Consider the following 17,958-nt stretch of genomic DNA (forward strand, 5'->3'; position numbering starts at 1 on the left):
AAAAATGAAACGTTTAATTTTTGCATTTCTACTCTTGATTTTCGGGTTTGGATCTGCACAGGATTTTGTGGCAGATTCTTCTGCCCAGAAAAACTATGAGCATATTCTTTCTTTTGATTCCGATATCGTTATCTCAAAAGATGCTCAAACAACGGTTACCGAAAAAATCAAAGTGTATGCAGAAGGGATCAATATCCGCAGAGGTATTTTACGCTCGCTCCCACTCTGGCGAAATATCAATGGCAAAAAAATCAGAATTAAATATGAGCTGATTTCAGTCAAAAAAAATGGCATAAAAGAGGATTATCATACTGAAAATCAAAGTTCCGATTACATTATTTATTTTGGAAATAAAAACATCATATTAACTCCCGGAGTTTACGAATATGAACTGACCTACAAAACCTCCGATCAGATCGGTTTCTTTAAGGATTACGATGAGTTTTACTGGAATGTCAACGGCACTGCATCGAATTTCACGGTTGATGAAGTCTCTGCTAAAGTCACTTTGCCGGAAAATGCTGAAATCATCCAAAACTCCTGTTATACTGGAAGTTACGGCTCGAATAAATCCAATTGTACCGGTAATCAAATCTCTTCAAACTCTTTCCAATGGTCCGCAAAAGATCTTCAGCAAAATGAAGGTTTAACAATTGCGGTTGGATTTAAAAAAGGAATTTTCACGCCACCTCCACCGCCAGGATTTTTAGAAAAATATGGCATTTTAGCAGCTCTGCTTTTAGGAGCTTTAGGATTACTGGCTTATTTCTATACGAGTTGGCAAAAATACGGCATCGACCCGGAAAAACCTGTTGTTTATCCGCAGTTTAATGCGCCTCAAAATGTTTCACCTGCGTCTTTAGGTTATCTGGAAAATGAATATTATTCAGGTCACATGATTTCGGCAGCGATCGTAAGTCTTGCCATCAAAGGTTTTATAAAGATCATTGAAGAAGACAAACGGATCTTAGGAATTTTCGGTGGGAAAGAATACACTTTAGAAAAAACAAAAGAGCCCGATCAGACTTTACCAAAAGAGGAAATTAATCTAATGAATAAATTCTTCCCGGGCGGCTCAAATTCGCTTGCGTTCGATGGGCAGTACAGTTCTAAAATTGAAAATGCGGTAAATGATTTTAAAGCGAATCTACAGTTTCAACATGATGGATTTTTAAAAAAAGGGAACAACACCAGCAAATTACTACTACCCATTATCGCAATAATCGCATTGTACGGACTGGGATTATTTTTCAGTTATAAACTTAGCTACGAAGATTCTTATCTCGGTGGCGGAATTTTCTTAGGTGTATTTTTATTTGTTCTTTCCATTGTGTTCTCCTTAGCCTTTGAAAGGTACAAAGTCGTAAGATGGATCTTTGGAATTGTAGCCGCAGGATTAATATTTATTTTTTCGAGCGCATTTTTAGCAAACAAAGACAGACTGGAAAATCTCAACTTTTATGCGTGTTACGGATTTTTGATAGTAGGATTTATTGGGATCGTACTTTTTCAATACCTCATCAAACAGCCAAGTCCGGAAAAACTGGAAACCCAGTCGCTCATCGAAGGTTTTAAAATGTATCTGGGAACTGCGGAAGAAAAAACGTTGCAGTTTCATAATCCACCGGAAATGACTCCAGCTGTTTTTGAGAAAATGTTGCCTTATGCAATGGTTTTGGGAGTTGATAAAATCTGGGGAGAGAAATTCCAGAATATGTTGAAAAAATCAGCTTTGGGAGCTCAGCAATACCAATCAAACTGGTTTGTGGGTGCATCTGTCATGAATATGAATTTTGCAAGTTCCTTGAATTCATCCTTGTCTCAATCGATTGCGAGTTCTTCTACGCAACCTTCCAGTTCCGGCAGCGGAAGTGGTGGCGGTGGATTTTCCGGCGGCGGCGGTGGCGGTGGTGGCGTTGGCGGATGGTAAAAACTTAAGTAAAAGCGCCGCGCTTGGCGAGGTTAGGAATCTTGGGAACAGCTTCGATTGACTATGATAAAATAAGTTGATGATTTTTATTTTCAGTACAATTCATTTTCCAGTGGTATTAAATCCTGGAGTTTTGGTAATGGTCTGATTAAAATTTTCTTTTTTCTGTTACTTAAAATTTTGTCTGTGTCATAACGTTCAGATTTTTCAATTCTAATTCCTGTTGATAAGTTAAAATCCGTTGTCGATATTACACCTTGCCCATCAGAATTACCATATGAAAAACCTATTAATTCAAAATTTTCAAGCCTTTATTCAAATTGTTCTTTTGTTACATTCCAGATATATTTCTTCTCTTTCATTTTTATAAACTTTGAATAGTTTTTTTCAAAAAATTCTGGAGTGGACATATAATTTTCTTCGAATGAGATTTTTATATCCTTTCCATTTTTTGGAAATTTAATTGTAAACTATGATGAGGCCAATTCATCTTTGATCTTTGGCTAACACTTGCTTTGCAAAATTCATTTAGATCTTTTTCTATATTGTTCATTTGGTAATTTTTTTTGGGGTCGGTTCTGTGAAATTACCGCTAGAGTTTTTCGGCTTTGCGATGGTGCAGATAAAGAAGCCGGAACTTTCTATAAGCACTGAATTAGTAAAAAAGCATAAGTCTTGGATTTAGCACTTAATCAGCCATATTGCCAAACTGTTGTTAGCGCTAGTTTTTTTTACTCAATGTTTTCCCAAATCATAACTTTATCATTTTTTGCAATTATTTTAAATTTCGCTGTTTTCAGCTCCTTTTCACGAAATAAAGATAATATTTCAAATGGAATTTTTTCTTTATTGTTGAAATTAATAGTGATGGTGTTCTTTCCTTTATTCCATTCCCAATCAACTTTATAATCTTCATTACTTAAAGTGCCACAACCTCCATTTCTTGAAGATAAATCTCCGTACCGAATTATTAATTCTCTATTTTTATTAAATATCAAGCGCTGATTTGTATTTTCAAATATTGGGTCATAGTATGGCATATAATTCCAACAATTTCCGTTTATTATATCTTTAATTGATTCACTGTATTTAGAAATATCATCTCCTTGCTTTAACCATCTTGAAAGAACCTGATATTTTCCAAAATTCCGAAATTCCCAAAAATCATCAAAATATTCTCCCGATTCTGAAAGAAATTCATTTTTGTCAATTCCAATTTCGTTCACTATACCGTTGAAAGATTTTTCTTTATTTGATAGGTCATAAATGGTATTTTGTTTTCCTTTTTCTATACTTACTTCTCTTATAATTTTTAAGGCTAATTTACTTTTGGATATTTCCTGTACAAGATATATCCTTTTTAATTCCTCATTTTTTTGTTTAATAGTTAGTATTAAATTATTATTTTCTAATTTCCAAGTTCCTTTTTGTGTACCATTAAATGGTAAACTGGTTTTTAAATCAAATAGTTGACTTGTAAAAGTATTGCCCTTTTTCAAATCCAATTTTTCATAGAGGTCAGTTCTTTGGTTAAGTATTGTAGGATTTGGATTGTTTTCTAAATTTAAAAATTCCGATTTTACAGAATTCCATTTAAGTTCATCGTAATAAGTATTTTCTGTTTGATTCAATCCTAAATGAAACCAGGTTCCAAATATTTGTTTTGGTTCCTGTTCACAAGAAAATAAGATCACGATAAGAAAAAGAAAATATTTATTATTTATTTGGGTTTTATAGATCTACGCTGATTCATAACACAATCGCTTCCGGAAAATTGCAGTAAGTGGTTGGATATTTCTGTTGGTGGGGATTTTTATAAAATAATCCTCGAACGAAAAACCACTTTTCTAATATACAAAAAATTTCAAGCGAAGCGAAAAAACCCAACTTTTGCCAAACCTATCTTATTACAGCCCTTTTTCAATTCTAGTAAGTTAAAAATTTGCCAAGTTGTAATAATCAGTATTTCCGGTATGAAAGCAAAAAAAGTTAAATCATAAAATGTTTTTTGGTAAACAACTGAAAAATAAAAAATTTTAATTAGCGGAAAAGTCAAAGAAACAATTACAAGTTTTAATAAATATTTCTTAATGCTTATTTTTATCAAGAAAGTTTTAGAAAAATTAATTACTGTCAAAATTCCACCTAAAATGGAACCAATAATTATTAGAATCCAATATATAATTTCAGATTTCCCACTTGTTAGAATTTGTAGAAAGTATATTAAAATAATTCCTAAAATCCATTCTGAAAATAAGAAACAAAGATTTTTTCGGTCAAATTTTCTAAAATAATCTAGTAAAAGAAAACCAAAATTAAAACAAGAAATTGATAATAATAAATCTAGTAAAGATTCACTTAATTTTGCGTGGAAAAAGAATTTATGTGTAAAATAAATCAGAAGAAAATTTGAAAAAATTAGATATGTAATTTTTAAATACTTCATCTGTAAAATGCTAAATTTTCGATAGAGTTGCACATAACGGTTGGGTATTTCTATTGGCGGGGACTTTTTATAACAAGTCTTTGTAAATATAACAAAATGAACAATTAGCAAAAATCTTGATGATACAAACTTCCGACCCGCTAATAGAAACATCATGTTGGTGGCAGTGTTTTTATTTCATTTGTTTTAAAATCCAAGCCATACAATCTGTTGAGTCCATAATTGACCAAGAATGAGGATGTATTGTTCCATCTGGTCTAACTCCTTTGTCGTGAGTAACTACAATTTCTGCCTTTTTATTCCCTTTGAGTTGCAGAAAATTTATCATTGCTGAAATGTCCGCACAATTCAAGTCATATAAATCTCTATGTCTATTTTTGAGTTGCCATTCTACTCCTGGTTCTGTATAAATTTTAATTGGAATATTTAAAAGATATTTTGCGTTTCCACCATCTTTTTGCCGGTACGAAAACATTGAATTTTGAATATATTGATCTCTCGCAGTTTCAGGCGTTCCTCCCAGATTTTTTTCCATTTCTTCCAAAAACCATTTCGCTTCGTTTACGCCAACTTCAGAAAAATTTCTTTCTACTTCTCGTTGATAACGATAATACATATTTTCGTAATCAAGTGGTGGATCTAGTGCAAATATTGCTTTAGGTATAAAGTAAGTATTTTTATCTCTAATTGCTTTTTCAGTATAAGTTATTGTTTGCATTCCACCGCCTGAAAGCCCACCAAGAAATATTTTGTCTTTTGAAACTTTATGCTTTTCAACTATTTGTTTTGCAATATTGTTCAATAATTCTTGTGAAACTGACATTTTAAAATCGTCATCTTCGATATTTGGAAAAATAACAATAAAATTATTTTTTAAAGCAATTTCATCTAATGTAATTTGATTCATTACTCCTTCAGCATCTTCTGAACCACCATGAAGAATAATTATTGTTCCAATAGGTTTTGATTTAGGTACAAGTTTGTAATAATAATGTGTACTATCTATAATTACTTTTTCAGGTTTTTGAGAAAATAATTTAATCTGTGACATAAAAACTATAAATAATATGATTATGTATTTCTTCATTTTTGCGATTTTTATTTAACATTGCCACCAATTGCTATACATCTCTTACTTCGGAAGACAAATCCAACCAAGTTCTCGGGGATAAGTATGCAAAATATTAGACTTTATTTAAAATCAAATATAGAAAAAGTCGCAAGAACTTTTAGCCTTCTCGTCTTCGGACAAGATGGGATCGGATTCTCAAAGCAGCAAAAATCTTCTCGCTCCTAAAATTCAAATTTTATTCAGACGACTTCCTCACCTCAATAATCACTGATTTACTCGTCGGCGTATTGCTCTCATCCGCAACAGATTTGATAGGAACCAGCACATTGGTTTCCGGGAAATAGGTGGCGCAACACTGCTCCGGGATGGAATATGGGATGACCAGAAATTTTCGGGCAACGCGTTCTTTGTCGTCATGGAAATTGTAAAGATCGACGACATCTAATTTTTTTAAACCCCGTTTTTCAATGTCGTTTTCATTCATAAAGATGACACGCCTTTCATCTTTGATTCCTCTGTAGCGATCATTCATTCCGTAAATCGTGGTGTTAAACTGGTCGTGACTTCTGATGGTCATCATGAGCAATTCATTTTCTTTCACTTCCGGTACATCGGCGATGGAAACGCTGAAATTTGCCTTTGAAGTATCGGTGGGAAAAGTTCCTTTTCGGGCAGTGTTGGGTAAGTAAAATCCTGCATCTTGGCGAACTCTTTCATTATAATTTTCAAATCCCGGAATCACTTTTTCGATGTCTTCGCGGATGAGATCGTAGTTTTTGTGATAAGACATCCAGTTTACTTTTGTTTTGCCGGCGAAAACTTCTTTCGCCAAATGGCAAACAATGGCGACTTCGCTCAGTAAATGTTTGCTCATCGGGGACAAATTGCCCTGACTTCGTTGCACAACGCCCATGGAATTTTCGGTGGAAACGAACTGCTGAATTCCTTCCTGAAAATCCTGATCACTTCTGCCATACGTTGGTAAAATAATCGCCTCTTTGCCGGTGACCAAATGACTTCTGTTCAATTTCGTGGAGACGTGAACGGTGAGTTGACAATTGCGCAAAGCTTCTGCCGTGTATTTGGTATCCGGTGTGGCGCTGAGGAAATTTCCGCCCATACCGAAAAAGACTTTTCCTTCGCCTTTGTGCATGGCGTTGATAGAATCTACCACATCATAACCATACTTTTTTGGAGGAACAAAATTATAAACTTTTTCAAGGTTTTCTAAAAACCAGTCTTCGGGTTTTTCATATAATCCCATGGTTCGGTCGCCCTGCACATTGCTGTGACCACGAACGGGACAAGTTCCGGCGCCGGGTTTTCCGATGCTGCCTTTCATCAAAATAAGATTGACCGCCTCTTTGATGGTTTTCACAGAATTCTTGTGCTGCGTTAAACCCATCGCCCAACAAATAATTATTTTATTTTTGAACTTTAATTTATCGGCAACGGCTTTTATCTGACTTAATGGAATTCCGCACTGTTTGGATAAAGCTTCTAAATCCTGCGCTAAAATATGCGTTTTGAACTCTTCAAAACCATGCGTTTCTTCCGTGATGAATTTGTGGTCTAAAACCTGACCCGGATTTTCAGCTTCAAACTGAAACCAAAATTTTGCGATCGCCTGCATCAAAGCCATATCGCCATTTATTTTTACCTGCAGATAATCGGTGGCAATTTCTACCGTTCCACCCAACATTCCTTTGAAGGATTGTGGATCACCAAAATTTTGCAGTCCAGCTTCTTTCAGAGGATTCACTGCGATGATCATGGCATCATTTTCCCGCGCTTTTTTCAAGGCAGAAAGCATTCTTGGATGATTCGTGCCAGGATTTTGACCCATAATAATGATCGCTTCGGCTTCATAAAGATCTTCCAGCGTTACAGAACCTTTGCCAATTCCCAAAGTATCTTCTAACGCAACCGCACTTCCTTTGTGACACATATTATTGCAATCTGCCATATTGTTCGTGCCATATTCCCGGATGAACAACTGGTAAAGAAAAGCCGCTTCATTGCTCGTTCGTCCGCTAGTGTAGAAAATGGCTTCATCCGGACTTTCTAAAGCGTTCAGTTTTTCCGCAATTTTCACGAAAGCATTTTTCCAGGAAATGGGTTCGTAGTGCGTTCCGTTTTCCGGTAAATACATGGGACGCGCAATTCTGCCGCTTTTTCCAATATGATAATCATCGAGTTGCGATAATTGTTCGACGGAATGAAGCGCAAAAAAATCTTCCCAAATCAAATCCGTCGTTGCTTCTTCAGCCACAGCTTTTGCACCATTCTCACAATATTCTGCGACCGGACTTCTCTCATCGTCAGGATCGGGCCATGCGCAACCGGGACAATCATAACCGTGAAAAGTGTTCAATTGATTCAAAGCTTTAAATCCGCGAACAGCATCCATCGATTCCAGAATGTGTTGTGCAGAAACTAAAACTGCGGGAATTCCTGCAGCATACGTTTCGGCTTTAGAAACTTTTATATCTGAAAATTTTTCCGGATTTTCTTCGTTGGGATGGTTGTGGTTGTTTTCTGACACGATCTAAAATTTTAAGGAAGTTACAAATTTATTAGCAGTGCGTTTTGGTATTTTCGTACATATCGGCCTGATCTTCACGCGTAATATCAAGACATTGCAGATCTTTTTCTACCAACAGGAACAGTCCTTTTTCCTCGCCATTATTTTGAGATCCATCAACCGTGATTTCGTCAGTTTCCGTTAATATCTCTGCTTCATTTTTAGATAAAAAAACGGTAATCTTATTGGCTTGAAATTCTGCAGAAATTGTGGAAATTTTTTCATCAATTACCAAGGAATATTTGAAAATTTCTTGGGTTCCGATGATGGTTTTTTCTTCTACAATTCCTTTCTCTTTGAGATTTTGAATATCAGTTTTGGTCAGTCGTAATCTGATGCTGTTTCCTTTTATTCTAATTTTCATTGCTAATATTTTTAAAGTCTATTTTTTCTGCGCCACAATAAATGTTGGCATTTCCATTTTTTAAAAAACCAATTAAGGTGATTCCAAAATTTTCTGCGGTTTCAACGGCTAAAGAACTCGGCGCACCAATTGCACAAATGATGGAAACTCCGGCCATTGCGCATTTCTGAATGAGTTCAAAACTTGCTCTTCCGCTTAAAAGGACGATCCTGTTTTTTAAGGAGAATTCGTTTTCTGTGCTTTTTAAAATTTCTGCGCCAATTAATTTATCCAGCGCGTTATGTCGGCCGACGTCTTCCCGAAGATCGAGTAAATTTCCCTCCAGATCAAATAAAGCAGAGGCGTGAATTCCACCCGTCGATTCGAAGGTTTTTTGCTGATCCCGCAATTTTTCCGGAAGAGAGAATATGGTGTTTATTTTTACCGGTTCAGCTAATTTTTCAACGGGAATTCGGCAAACCTGTTTGATTGCTTCAATACTTTCTTTTCCACAGACGCCGCAACTGCTTGTGGTATAAAAATTTCTTTTTAGTTTTTGAAGATCTGGATTAAAATCGGGTGCGAAGTTGATGGTGATTTTATTGTCTTCCATTTGGGAAGAAACGGGATTGTTTAAATTTTTCTTTGAATAAATAATTCCTTCTGTAAATAAAAAACCAACCGCCAGTTCCTCATCATTTTCAGGCGTTCTCATGGTTACTGAAACTGATTTTTTTTCTCCGGAACTGCCCAGTTTGACAGCAATTTCCAAAGGTTCCTCAATCGCTAAACTGTCGGGTTTTTGAAATTCTCTTGCGCCGAAATCACCTATTTTATGGATCTGAAATTCTTTAGTCATTGCGTAATTTTAAATAATCTACTTCCGTGTTAATGTTGTTAAGGAAATTTCCTTCTTCCACTTTTATTTTCTTCGTATTGATCTCACCTAAAAATTTCCGCAGAGAATCATTTCCTTCTTCGAAAAACTTCTTCAGTTTTACTGTTGCTTCTTTTTCAATGATCGAAACCAAAGGTTGCAGAAAACCGTCTTCGTCAAAACAAACTGCTTCATCCACTGGACTTCGTTCATTGTTTAACTGAACGAGATGTTCCATTTTTAAGAAAGGAAAATCAGTTCCTACAATCATTAATCCTTGATCCGGATATTTTTCAATGACGCTTAAAATCCCGGAAATTGGGCCGTGATCCTGAAATTTTTGATCGTCGATGATGAATTGATCACTTTCCTTTTCAGCCCAGTTTTGCCACTGATTTTCATTAATTGAAATTACAACTTCTTCGCAGAAAGGCTTTAATAGTTCTGATACTTTTTTCCACTGAGCATTATCGCCATAATTTAAAAGGGCTTTATCGGTTTTCATTCTTTTGCTTTCTCCGCCACACAAGGTTATTCCCAACAAATTTGGTTTTGTTTCGGAGTTGACAAAAAAGTTTTTAGGTAAAATTTTAGGATTTTGAAATTGATATTTTTCAATGAATTCATCCACCATAAAGTCGCGGACAACAAATACGATTTTAGGATAATTGGAAGATTCATCATTCAAAATTTTTAAAATAAGTTCATGAAAACCTTTTTCTTTCCTGATTTCCAAAGGTCCAATCTCATCGATGATCAACCATTCTTTTTGAGAATTGAGTTGCTTTGATAATTCCGATTCAGCCCAGGAAAAGACTTCAGGATCAAATGAATATTTGCCAATTTGGAGCGAAGAATGTTCAACTTCGAGCAGACGTTGTTCGCCGGTTTCGAGATTTTCGAAAACTCTTTTACCATTAACTTTTGGAGAAAGAAATCCGGAGATATTTTCGTTATTTTCAAACCAGTTTTTGAGTAAAGTGGTTTTGCCGGAACCAATTTTATCTGAAAATATATAAATTTTATTGTTCAATTCCTCCTTCATAATATAAAGATAAGGACATCCAGACAATAATGAACTGCCGCAGTTTTTTAAAATTTGAAGTTTCCCTTTCCGCCAGTTTGAAAGCTATTTTCGCGTGATTTCGATATTGAGGCAGAAATTCTAAAACTTCATTCAATGGTTTATTGGTGCTTGAATTGTTTTTAGATTTCCATTTATTCAAAAAATATTGAAATAGTGGCGCAACGACAAAATACAGAATTCCGAGCGCAGCGAACGTCCGTAAAATACTGTAAAGTGCTTTATTAAAGGAGCCGGAAAATAAAAATACGGAGACGATGAACAATAAAATAATAGAGAAAGTGATCCATCTGGTTTTATTTTTCTGCTTTTTAGAAAGCGTGAATTCTTCCGGATTTGGAAGATTTTTAAGATCGATTTTAAGAAATTCAGACTGTAATATTCCGGGGAGTTTTAGGGCAATTAAGCCTGCAAAAATTCCAACGATGAAATAAATAAAAACATAGAGTCCGACCAGTAAAACCGGGATTTCTTCTAAAGATTTCACATGAAACTGCTTTGCGATTCCGACGAAAAATTCCTGAAAAGCGACCCAGATATTATTTCCAAAAACGATGACCATCATCAATAATTTCTGGAGTGCAGATTCCAGCAAAGCGATCACGCCAAAAATGACTGCTGAAAATTTACTGACGCTAAATATTTGATAAATAAGTGCGCCAACAAATCCCTGAAACAGAACTGCGACATAAGCTGTTACGGGAGAATGCGGACTTGCAACGGCTTTAATTAAAATCACCAGAAGTGTTGCCTGAAGAATTGTTCTAAATCTTTTGGTAGAATTTAGTGCAATAAAAGTGACGATAATTACGGCAAAACTTCCTAAGAGTAAACCGCTGAATGGAATTTTTAAGGCGTGTAAAAATCCACCCAAGCCACTTTCACTTACGCCCCAAAGTGCGGTGAGTTTTGCAATGTTGATTGCGGAATCTTTTCGGAGGTTGAGTTGGTTCAAAGGAGATGAATTTGCGTGATGTTTATATGCAACTTAATAATAGTCGCGATTGTGTATTGTAATTTATTAGATTTTATAAATTCCTTCAAACACTTCCCAAACTTGTCTTTCTTCATTTTCATCATAACTTCCCGTCATCCTTAGTGCGTCAACAATACGTTTTATCTTTACATTTATCAATTCTAAAATAGGTTTTTCAGGAATAATAACTGGAATTTTCTTTATATAATTAGCTGGATTATTGGCTGATGGATTTATGGTTCTGATTAATTTATTACAAGTTGGCGAATTAAAAAATGCCAATAAATAATAAGTCAAACTTTCATCTTTTGGGAAAATCCCAACAATGCTTTGATCAAACAGTTTATTTTCAATTAAAGATGCTGTAATGCTTGACGAACTTATCATTGGCACACCAATTCCAGATCGGAAATAGTATTTAGGGTTTTGAAATCGGCCCTTTTTATCAGTTTTATAATGTTGTACGGCTTCTTTACTCCAATTCATAAACCAATTTTCTGGCTTTAAATATTTAAAGTTTCCACCTTTTACAATTGGAATAAAATGTTGTTCACTTTCTATTCCATTTAAAATATCAGCGTTATTATTGTAATCTTTACTGATAGTTTCGGTCTGAACCAAACAGTAATTTTTGCCATTTTTTAAATCACCACGAATTACTTGCAAAAAGCGCTTATCATTGCCTGAGTAAAACCCTGTCACACAGTCGGCAATGTCGCCTATTCTGAATTTTGATTGAGTAATTAATTTTAAAACGTTGCTATTCTCTGCAATCAAAAAAGCATGGTCGGGATTTTTGAAAATAATTTCTTGTGTAAATTGATATATTTTTAAAGTGTTTTGGTTAATATCGTTTAATTGCTCTACATTAGTAAAGCCGTTGATGATAGGAAAACTATTTTCAATACATTTTTTGTAGTCATTTTTCTTTTTTAATGTGATGATAGAAAGATTAGCATAACCGAAATTTACACCAGGAAAGAACGAAGAAGGAAATAAGACCAACTCCACAATTTGGGTTTTAGTCAAAATGTGATTTCTCAAGGCTTTATGCATATGGAGATTTAGAAATGTGTCAGGAATTATAAAGCTTAATATTCCATCCTCCTTCAGTAATTCTATGCAACGAAATAAGAACAAGCCATAACTTTCTTTGGAATACAATTCCGGATACATTTTTTTCAAAACGCTACGTTTCTCATAATCTTGCCAAGCCCCATAAGGCGGATTTGCTATGATTTTATCATATATACCACCAAAGCACGAATTAAAACTTAGTTCATTATCTAATAACGTGTCGCATTCCCGTATATTCACATTTGGTAGGGTGGAAAATTTCTCACGCAAAACCTCAACAGACTTTGTGTTAAGCTCGCAAATATCAATATAAGCAAACTGGTTTTCACATAAAATAGCTTCCACAAATACGCCATCACCACCACAAGGTTCAAATATTTTGTCGCTTGCTTCCATCGATAGTTTACTTACCATATAATCAACAATTGGTGTCGATTTGGTGTAAAATGCTTGATATTTTCTTTCTTCGCCTATCATTACCAAAGTAAATATTGTAAAAGATTATTGTCTGTCAAATGTTGAGTTGTTTCTGCATTGAAATCAGCCGCCCAATCAATATTTTTTTCCGTCCATTCTTTCAGGTTGTAACCTGAATATTCACTTATTTTTTGATAGGCTTCGCTTCCACAATACGCTTCCCAAATTCCTGAATTTTTCAACGTGTTGAAGTAGCTGTTGTTTTCTTCTGCTCTTACAAAAAGTAAACATTTATAGTTGTCATCAAGGTTTTGGTAAATGGTTGCAACCAACAAAAGTCTGTTGGTATTTCCTTTTTCGTTTGAACCAAATCCACTTTTAAAATCAACAACATATTTTTGCTCGTTGTGAGAAAAATGCAAGTCAAGTTCCAACTGAATTTCTCCTGAACTTACCAAACTCCAAACTTTGTCGTAATACGTTTTTAGTTCTAGTTTTTCTTCGTAAGTGATGGTTAAATTATCAATGTATTCTGCAATTTCAGCCGTCATTTTCTTTTTCACTTCCGAAAATAAAGGTGGAACGAAAAGCGAAAGATCGTTGATAGGATAATGAAAACACAACTTGCAAAATGGGTCCCATAGTTCACCAACTCTTCTCGAAAAGTCCATATATTCATAGGGCCTTACCGAATTTCGGCTTTCAATCATTACCACGATGTTACAATAAGTAATCATTAGAATCGCTTCCAATTTTTCTTTGTTAGTCCATTTTTCTTTTTCAGATTGTTGTAATAAAGTAGTTATCAGATTATCTTTTGTTTGATTTAAAGCCCTATTAATAGCACTTGCTCTTTTTCCGAATTCTGTTTCTGAATATTGAGTTTTAATTTGTGCTAAGAATTCACTAGCTCTGTCTCTAAAATAAGCTAAAAGTTCCTGTTTCCTTTCTTTTATATTCTTGTCTATGTTCATTTTTTATTTTGTAATCTTTGGTATTTAATTTTCTCTTCTGCAACTTTTAAAATTTCAAGCCCATTTTCCTCATTAAGTAATTGATATGAAATTTTATCACTTAGATAACGAAGTTTTAAGTCCGATTTGTCGATGTGAAAAATTCTCGCAATACCGTCAATAATTTGCGCATTCGCATTTCGTTCATTCTTTTCAATCTTACTTAGAGTTGAAGTGTCAATATCTAGCTCTGCTGCAATTTTTCTCAAAGGAAGATTGGCACTTTCTCTAAGTTTCCGAATGTATTCTCCAAATGATATTTTTACGACAGTAGACATTTTTTGCTTTGACATTATTTGTCCAAAAATAAGCAAAGTTTTTAAATTGCCAAAATTTTTAGAAAACCATTTTTTAGGATGCTGGGTAAGCTTCAGTCTGTTGATAAAATTTCATTTTTACAAAAGTCTTGGTGTGTGAGATGACTTTTACTTATTAAAAATCTGCTGTAATTTACTAAGGTTTATGTTAATTTAGTTAGTCAACTACCAACTGTACTATGCCTCGAGAATTTGGAGATTACTCTCAAATATACACAACTTAAAGAAATACTCAACTTGCGCTTTTTAAAATCCTCTTTTTAATTATTCAAAATATGCAACTCCTGCTTTTATAAACCCCCACGAAAGAAAACCACACAAACTTTTAGCCCTCGATTGCAACGGCATCCTTTTATGTAACGCAGTGGAATAAAAGATATAGTGAAAAGCGGGAACTATTTCCAAAAGAAGCGAAAATCTTCTGGCTCCTCAAAAAAAAGCCACTTCAAATGATGAAATGGCTTTTTGTAGGTATAAAATCTTGAAAGATATTTGTCAAATTAAATCCTTTCGATATCTGCGCCTAAAGCTTTTAATCGTCCGTCGATATTTTCGTAACCGCGATCGATCTGCTCGATATTATGAATCGTAGAAGTTCCTTCTGCAGAAAGTGCCGCGATCAACATGGCATTTCCCGCCCGAATATCTGGGGAGATCATGGTCGTTCCACGCAACGGATATTCGTGATTTAAACCAACGATCGTCGCTCTGTGCGGATCACACAAAATAATCTGCGCACCCATATCGATGAGTTTATCTACGAAAAATAAGCGAGATTCAAACATTTTCTGGTGAACCAGAACCGTACCTTTTGCCTGCGTCGCCACCACCAAAATAATGGACAGCAGATCGGGCGTAAATCCCGGCCACGGCGCATCAGAAACCGTTAAAATAGAGCCATCGATGAATTTCTGGATCTTATAATTTTCCTGAGCTGGGATATAAATATCATCACCTCTGTTTTCTAACTGAATTCCTAATTTCTTGAATGTATTTGGGATCACGCCGAGTTCTTTCCAGTTGACGTTTTTGATCGTAATCTCCGATTTCGTCATGGCAGCAAGTCCAATCCAGGAGCCGATCTCGACCATATCCGGAAGCATCGTGTGTTCAGTGCCGTGAAGCTGGGAAACGCCCTCGATCGTCAGTAAATTAGAGCCGATGCCGGAAATGTTGGCACCCATTCTGGTCAGCATTTTACAGAGCTGCTGCAGATAAGGTTCGCAAGCGGCGTTGTAAATTCGGGTTTTTCCTTTGGCTAAAACTGCAGCCATCAAAATATTTGCAGTTCCTGTGACAGAAGCTTCTTCCAGCAAAATAAATTTACCGTGAAGTTCTTTTGCTTTTAAAGTATAAAAATATTCTTTTTCGTCGTAGTGAAATTCAGCACCCAGTTCTACAAGTCCCTGAAAATGCGTATCCAGTCTTCTTCTTCCAATTTTATCACCACCCGGAGTCGGCATGTACGCTTCACCATATCGTGCGAGAATCGGTCCGAGCAACATGATAGAACCGCGCAGTTTTGCACCATCCTGTTTGAATTCCTCCGATTTCATGTAGTCAAAATTCACAGAATCAGACTTGAACGTATAATCGCCGTGTCCGTTTTTCGTGATCTTCACGCCAAAATCTCCTAATATTTCTATCAAGCGATTCACGTCATGAATGTCCGGAATATTTTTTACGCGTACTTCATCATCCGTTAACAAAACCGCACATAAGATTTGCAGAGCCTCGTTTTTCGCACCTTGTGGCGTTATTTCGCCATGCAATTTTTTACCGCCTTTAATTAAAAAAGATCCGCTCATTTCTAATTTCGGTTTTTATTGTTTTGAAAATTCCTTCTCTTATTCTGACTGTTCTGGCTGTTTTGGTTTTGCTGATTTCTGCCGGTATTTTTATTATTGCGATTGGTCGCATAGTAAATTTTACTTTTTTCCAGTGAATCAAGGACCGTTAAATCCAGACGATTTTGTGAAAGATCTTTCAAATGACGGAAAATCACTTCATCCTGCACATGTTCCTTGTTATAAACATTGTAGGATTTTTTCATATTGTTCGCAATAACCTGGATCAAAGCATCTTTCTCGTCGCCTGCTTCCAGTTTGATCGCCATTTCGATCAGCTGCAAAATACTTTTTCCGTAAAATTTAAAATCGCCCTGCAATTTCGGGTAATCCATTCTTTTCGGCTTTTCCTGCAATTCCTCCATGGTTGGGAAAGGGTACGGAGAATCGACATCTAAGTCATGACTCGCCAGAATATAAAGATGGTCCCAAAGTTTATGTTTAAAATTCTCTTCATCCCGAAGTTGTGGATTTCTCTGTCCCATGAAATCAACAATCGCTACCGCCATTTCAGTCCGTTCTTCCTTAGTAGCAAGCTCTTTGCAACGTTCGACCAGTTGCTGTATAATTCTGCCATATTCCGGCAGTTGTAAATGTGTTCTTTCGGTATTGTATTCCATAATTGCAAATATAAGAATTTGTTTCAGGTTTAAAGTTCAAGATTTTTCTATTTTTTTGGGCGTGCCCCTTCCCTTTCTTTCCCAAAGCTCGGGTCGGTCTTCGGCTCCCAATCTCGTGTGCCGGAATTCCGGCAAACGAGGATTTCCGCCTGCAACCTCACGCAGATCCCGCTTCGAATTTAATTATGTTATTAAAATCGAAATTTTGGTTGCCTAAAAAACACTGCTGCTGTTAACCTTATCAAGGTTTCGAACCTTGACATGGTTCCTAAAAAGAGAATATTCGTTGAAGGCCTACTTAAAAGATGTGATAGTAAGAAGCAAATTATTCAACAAACTTTGCCCGCTCTTTTTCATTGGGCAGAAAACATTTTTGAGACGCAAGTTTCGTTCTGTTTTTAGCAATTTGATCGTAAACAAGATCCGATAAAAAACTGGGGAAAAAATTTAAATTTCCAATAATGGCAAATTTTCCACCCATAATTCTGGCGATTTTCAACGCTGCCTGAGATTTTTTTAGATAAAAAGAATTTGGTTTCCAAAGATAAAGCGTGCTGAATTCCTTGTTTTCCAGACCTCGTTCCGTGAGAAATTTTTGTCCGAAATCTGATTGCAGAGAGGAAAATAAAAACTGATCATTCACATCATTTTTCAGGATCCACTGAACCCAGTAATTGCAGAAACCGCAGTCCCCATCGTAAAAAACATAATATTTTGTAGAGTCGATCATATTATTTTGTGCTGAAATTCTTTAATAATTGAAGTAACGTATAGAAAGCTTTAAGCAAAAATATTTTTGAAAAATCTATTTTTTTTCTTCGGGTGGTAAATTATGTTCGCGGCGAATATCACCTTCCACCAGTTTAAAATATTTAAGAACTTCCTGTTTTTGAGCCTCCGTAAATTTGGCCTCATGATGAATTAAAACATAAGAATCCAAAGGCATTCCACCATCTTCAACTTCACCAATCGCTTCAGCTAATTTATGTGCCTGTCTTTTGGGTTCATACGTAGCAAAAGTGGAAAAATTAAGATGTTTTCTGGCATCCTTAATATGACTTTCTAAAAACCAGGCAACCGGTTGAACATTTGAATACCATGGATATTTCGACTCATTACTATGACAGTCGTAACAACCATTTCTGATCAGTGCAGCCGTACTTTCCGGCGTATTTTTAATGGTCAAAAAATCCATTTGTGGAATCGCAGCCGGATTATTTTTATCAATCGGAAAAAACTGTATGATAATAAAAGCGACAAAGAGAATAACAAGAATTTTTTTCATGATGCAAATTTAACCAGGTGAATTTAATGATAATTTTCGATATACTCCTACTTTCCTCTGCGCTTTCAAA

General features: G+C 35.4%; 16 protein-coding genes. 1 reads left to right on the top strand and 15 read right to left on the bottom strand.

What is annotated here, in order from left to right:
- Positions 1 to 4: 4 nt before the first annotated feature.
- Positions 5 to 1,930 (top strand): DUF2207 domain-containing protein, encoded by a 1,926-nt coding sequence (locus tag IV494_RS06520; RefSeq protein WP_196079328.1) that lies wholly within the window; start codon positions 5 to 7, stop codon positions 1,928 to 1,930.
- 731 nt (positions 1,931 to 2,661) lie between these two features.
- Here IV494_RS06520 and IV494_RS06525 read toward each other — a convergent pair.
- The 15 genes from IV494_RS06525 to IV494_RS06595 all read right to left on the bottom strand — a co-directional run bounded on the left by IV494_RS06525 (position 2,662) and on the right by IV494_RS06595 (position 17,888).
- Positions 2,662 to 3,561, bottom strand: coding sequence for a hypothetical protein (locus IV494_RS06525; RefSeq protein ID WP_196079329.1), 900 nt, complete (start codon positions 3,559 to 3,561; stop codon positions 2,662 to 2,664).
- A gap of 233 nt (positions 3,562 to 3,794) precedes the next feature.
- A complete protein-coding gene (locus tag IV494_RS06530; RefSeq protein ID WP_196079330.1) occupies positions 3,795 to 4,376 on the bottom strand; it encodes a hypothetical protein in 582 nt (193 codons plus the stop codon).
- 172 nt (positions 4,377 to 4,548) lie between these two features.
- Positions 4,549 to 5,463 (bottom strand): hypothetical protein, encoded by a 915-nt coding sequence (locus tag IV494_RS06535; RefSeq protein ID WP_196079331.1) that lies wholly within the window; start codon positions 5,461 to 5,463, stop codon positions 4,549 to 4,551.
- A gap of 220 nt (positions 5,464 to 5,683) precedes the next feature.
- Positions 5,684 to 7,993 (bottom strand): FdhF/YdeP family oxidoreductase, encoded by a 2,310-nt coding sequence (locus IV494_RS06540; RefSeq protein WP_196079332.1) that lies wholly within the window; start codon positions 7,991 to 7,993, stop codon positions 5,684 to 5,686.
- Positions 7,994 to 8,024: 31 nt separating this feature from the next.
- Positions 8,025 to 8,396, bottom strand: a complete 372-nt coding sequence (locus tag IV494_RS06545) for a DUF7009 family protein (protein ID WP_196079333.1) — start codon at positions 8,394 to 8,396, stop codon at positions 8,025 to 8,027.
- Complete coding sequence (gene fdhD, locus IV494_RS06550; protein WP_196079334.1) at positions 8,386 to 9,234, bottom strand: formate dehydrogenase accessory sulfurtransferase FdhD; 849 nt, start codon at positions 9,232 to 9,234, stop codon at positions 8,386 to 8,388. The genes IV494_RS06545 and fdhD overlap by 11 nt, the downstream gene beginning before the upstream one ends.
- Positions 9,227 to 10,297: an NTP transferase domain-containing protein gene (locus IV494_RS06555; RefSeq protein ID WP_196079335.1), complete on the bottom strand. Its 1,071-nt coding sequence runs from the start codon at positions 10,295 to 10,297 to the stop codon at positions 9,227 to 9,229. Before IV494_RS06555 ends, fdhD begins: the two co-directional genes overlap by 8 nt.
- Positions 10,275 to 11,291, bottom strand: a complete 1,017-nt coding sequence (locus tag IV494_RS06560) for a hypothetical protein (RefSeq protein WP_196079336.1) — start codon at positions 11,289 to 11,291, stop codon at positions 10,275 to 10,277. Before IV494_RS06560 ends, IV494_RS06555 begins: the two co-directional genes overlap by 23 nt.
- 66 nt (positions 11,292 to 11,357) lie before the next feature.
- Positions 11,358 to 12,866 (bottom strand): Eco57I restriction-modification methylase domain-containing protein, encoded by a 1,509-nt coding sequence (locus IV494_RS06565; RefSeq protein WP_196079337.1) that lies wholly within the window; start codon positions 12,864 to 12,866, stop codon positions 11,358 to 11,360.
- On the bottom strand, positions 12,866 to 13,780 hold the full coding sequence (locus tag IV494_RS06570) for a hypothetical protein (RefSeq protein ID WP_196079338.1): 915 nt from the start codon (positions 13,778 to 13,780) through the stop codon (positions 12,866 to 12,868). The genes IV494_RS06565 and IV494_RS06570 overlap by 1 nt, the downstream gene beginning before the upstream one ends.
- The gene (locus IV494_RS06575) at positions 13,777 to 14,112 is read right to left on the bottom strand and encodes a helix-turn-helix domain-containing protein (RefSeq protein WP_230379921.1); all 336 of its coding nucleotides are present in this window, start codon (positions 14,110 to 14,112) and stop codon (positions 13,777 to 13,779) included. The genes IV494_RS06570 and IV494_RS06575 overlap by 4 nt, the downstream gene beginning before the upstream one ends.
- Before the next feature lie 524 nt (positions 14,113 to 14,636).
- On the bottom strand, positions 14,637 to 15,944 hold the full coding sequence (gene murA / locus IV494_RS06580) for a UDP-N-acetylglucosamine 1-carboxyvinyltransferase (protein WP_196079339.1): 1,308 nt from the start codon (positions 15,942 to 15,944) through the stop codon (positions 14,637 to 14,639).
- Positions 15,945 to 15,946: 2 nt separating this feature from the next.
- A complete protein-coding gene (locus tag IV494_RS06585; protein ID WP_196079340.1) occupies positions 15,947 to 16,603 on the bottom strand; it encodes a DUF4290 domain-containing protein in 657 nt (218 codons plus the stop codon).
- A gap of 325 nt (positions 16,604 to 16,928) precedes the next feature.
- Positions 16,929 to 17,333: a thiol-disulfide oxidoreductase DCC family protein gene (locus IV494_RS06590; RefSeq protein WP_196079341.1), complete on the bottom strand. Its 405-nt coding sequence runs from the start codon at positions 17,331 to 17,333 to the stop codon at positions 16,929 to 16,931.
- A 75-nt stretch (positions 17,334 to 17,408) separates the two neighbouring features.
- A complete protein-coding gene (locus tag IV494_RS06595) occupies positions 17,409 to 17,888 on the bottom strand; it encodes a heme-binding domain-containing protein (protein WP_196079342.1) in 480 nt (159 codons plus the stop codon).
- Positions 17,889 to 17,958: the final 70 nt, after the last annotated feature.

The organism is Kaistella gelatinilytica (assembly GCF_015679325.1).
GTDB classification, from domain to species: Bacteria; Bacteroidota; Bacteroidia; order Flavobacteriales; family Weeksellaceae; genus Kaistella; species Kaistella gelatinilytica.

Excerpts from the sequence above, each read along its gene's own strand:
- IV494_RS06595 (WP_196079342.1), bottom strand. The coding sequence starts at position 17,888 with ATGAAAAAAATTCTTGTTATTCTCTTTGTCGCTTTTATTATCATACAG.
- IV494_RS06575 (WP_230379921.1), bottom strand. The coding sequence starts at position 14,112 with ATGTCAAAGCAAAAAATGTCTACTGTCGTAAAAATATCATTTGGAGAA.
- IV494_RS06530 (WP_196079330.1), bottom strand. The coding sequence starts at position 4,376 with ATGAAGTATTTAAAAATTACATATCTAATTTTTTCAAATTTTCTTCTG.
- IV494_RS06585 (WP_196079340.1), bottom strand. The coding sequence starts at position 16,603 with ATGGAATACAATACCGAAAGAACACATTTACAACTGCCGGAATATGGC.
- IV494_RS06555 (WP_196079335.1), bottom strand. The coding sequence starts at position 10,297 with ATGAAGGAGGAATTGAACAATAAAATTTATATATTTTCAGATAAAATT.
- IV494_RS06520 (WP_196079328.1), top strand. The coding sequence starts at position 5 with ATGAAACGTTTAATTTTTGCATTTCTACTCTTGATTTTCGGGTTTGGA.
- IV494_RS06565 (WP_196079337.1), bottom strand. The coding sequence starts at position 12,866 with ATGATAGGCGAAGAAAGAAAATATCAAGCATTTTACACCAAATCGACA.
- IV494_RS06570 (WP_196079338.1), bottom strand. The coding sequence starts at position 13,780 with ATGAACATAGACAAGAATATAAAAGAAAGGAAACAGGAACTTTTAGCT.
- fdhD (WP_196079334.1), bottom strand. The coding sequence starts at position 9,234 with ATGACTAAAGAATTTCAGATCCATAAAATAGGTGATTTCGGCGCAAGA.
- IV494_RS06545 (WP_196079333.1), bottom strand. The coding sequence starts at position 8,396 with ATGAAAATTAGAATAAAAGGAAACAGCATCAGATTACGACTGACCAAA.
- IV494_RS06590 (WP_196079341.1), bottom strand. The coding sequence starts at position 17,333 with ATGATCGACTCTACAAAATATTATGTTTTTTACGATGGGGACTGCGGT.
- murA (WP_196079339.1), bottom strand. The coding sequence starts at position 15,944 with ATGAGCGGATCTTTTTTAATTAAAGGCGGTAAAAAATTGCATGGCGAA.
- IV494_RS06535 (WP_196079331.1), bottom strand. The coding sequence starts at position 5,463 with ATGAAGAAATACATAATCATATTATTTATAGTTTTTATGTCACAGATT.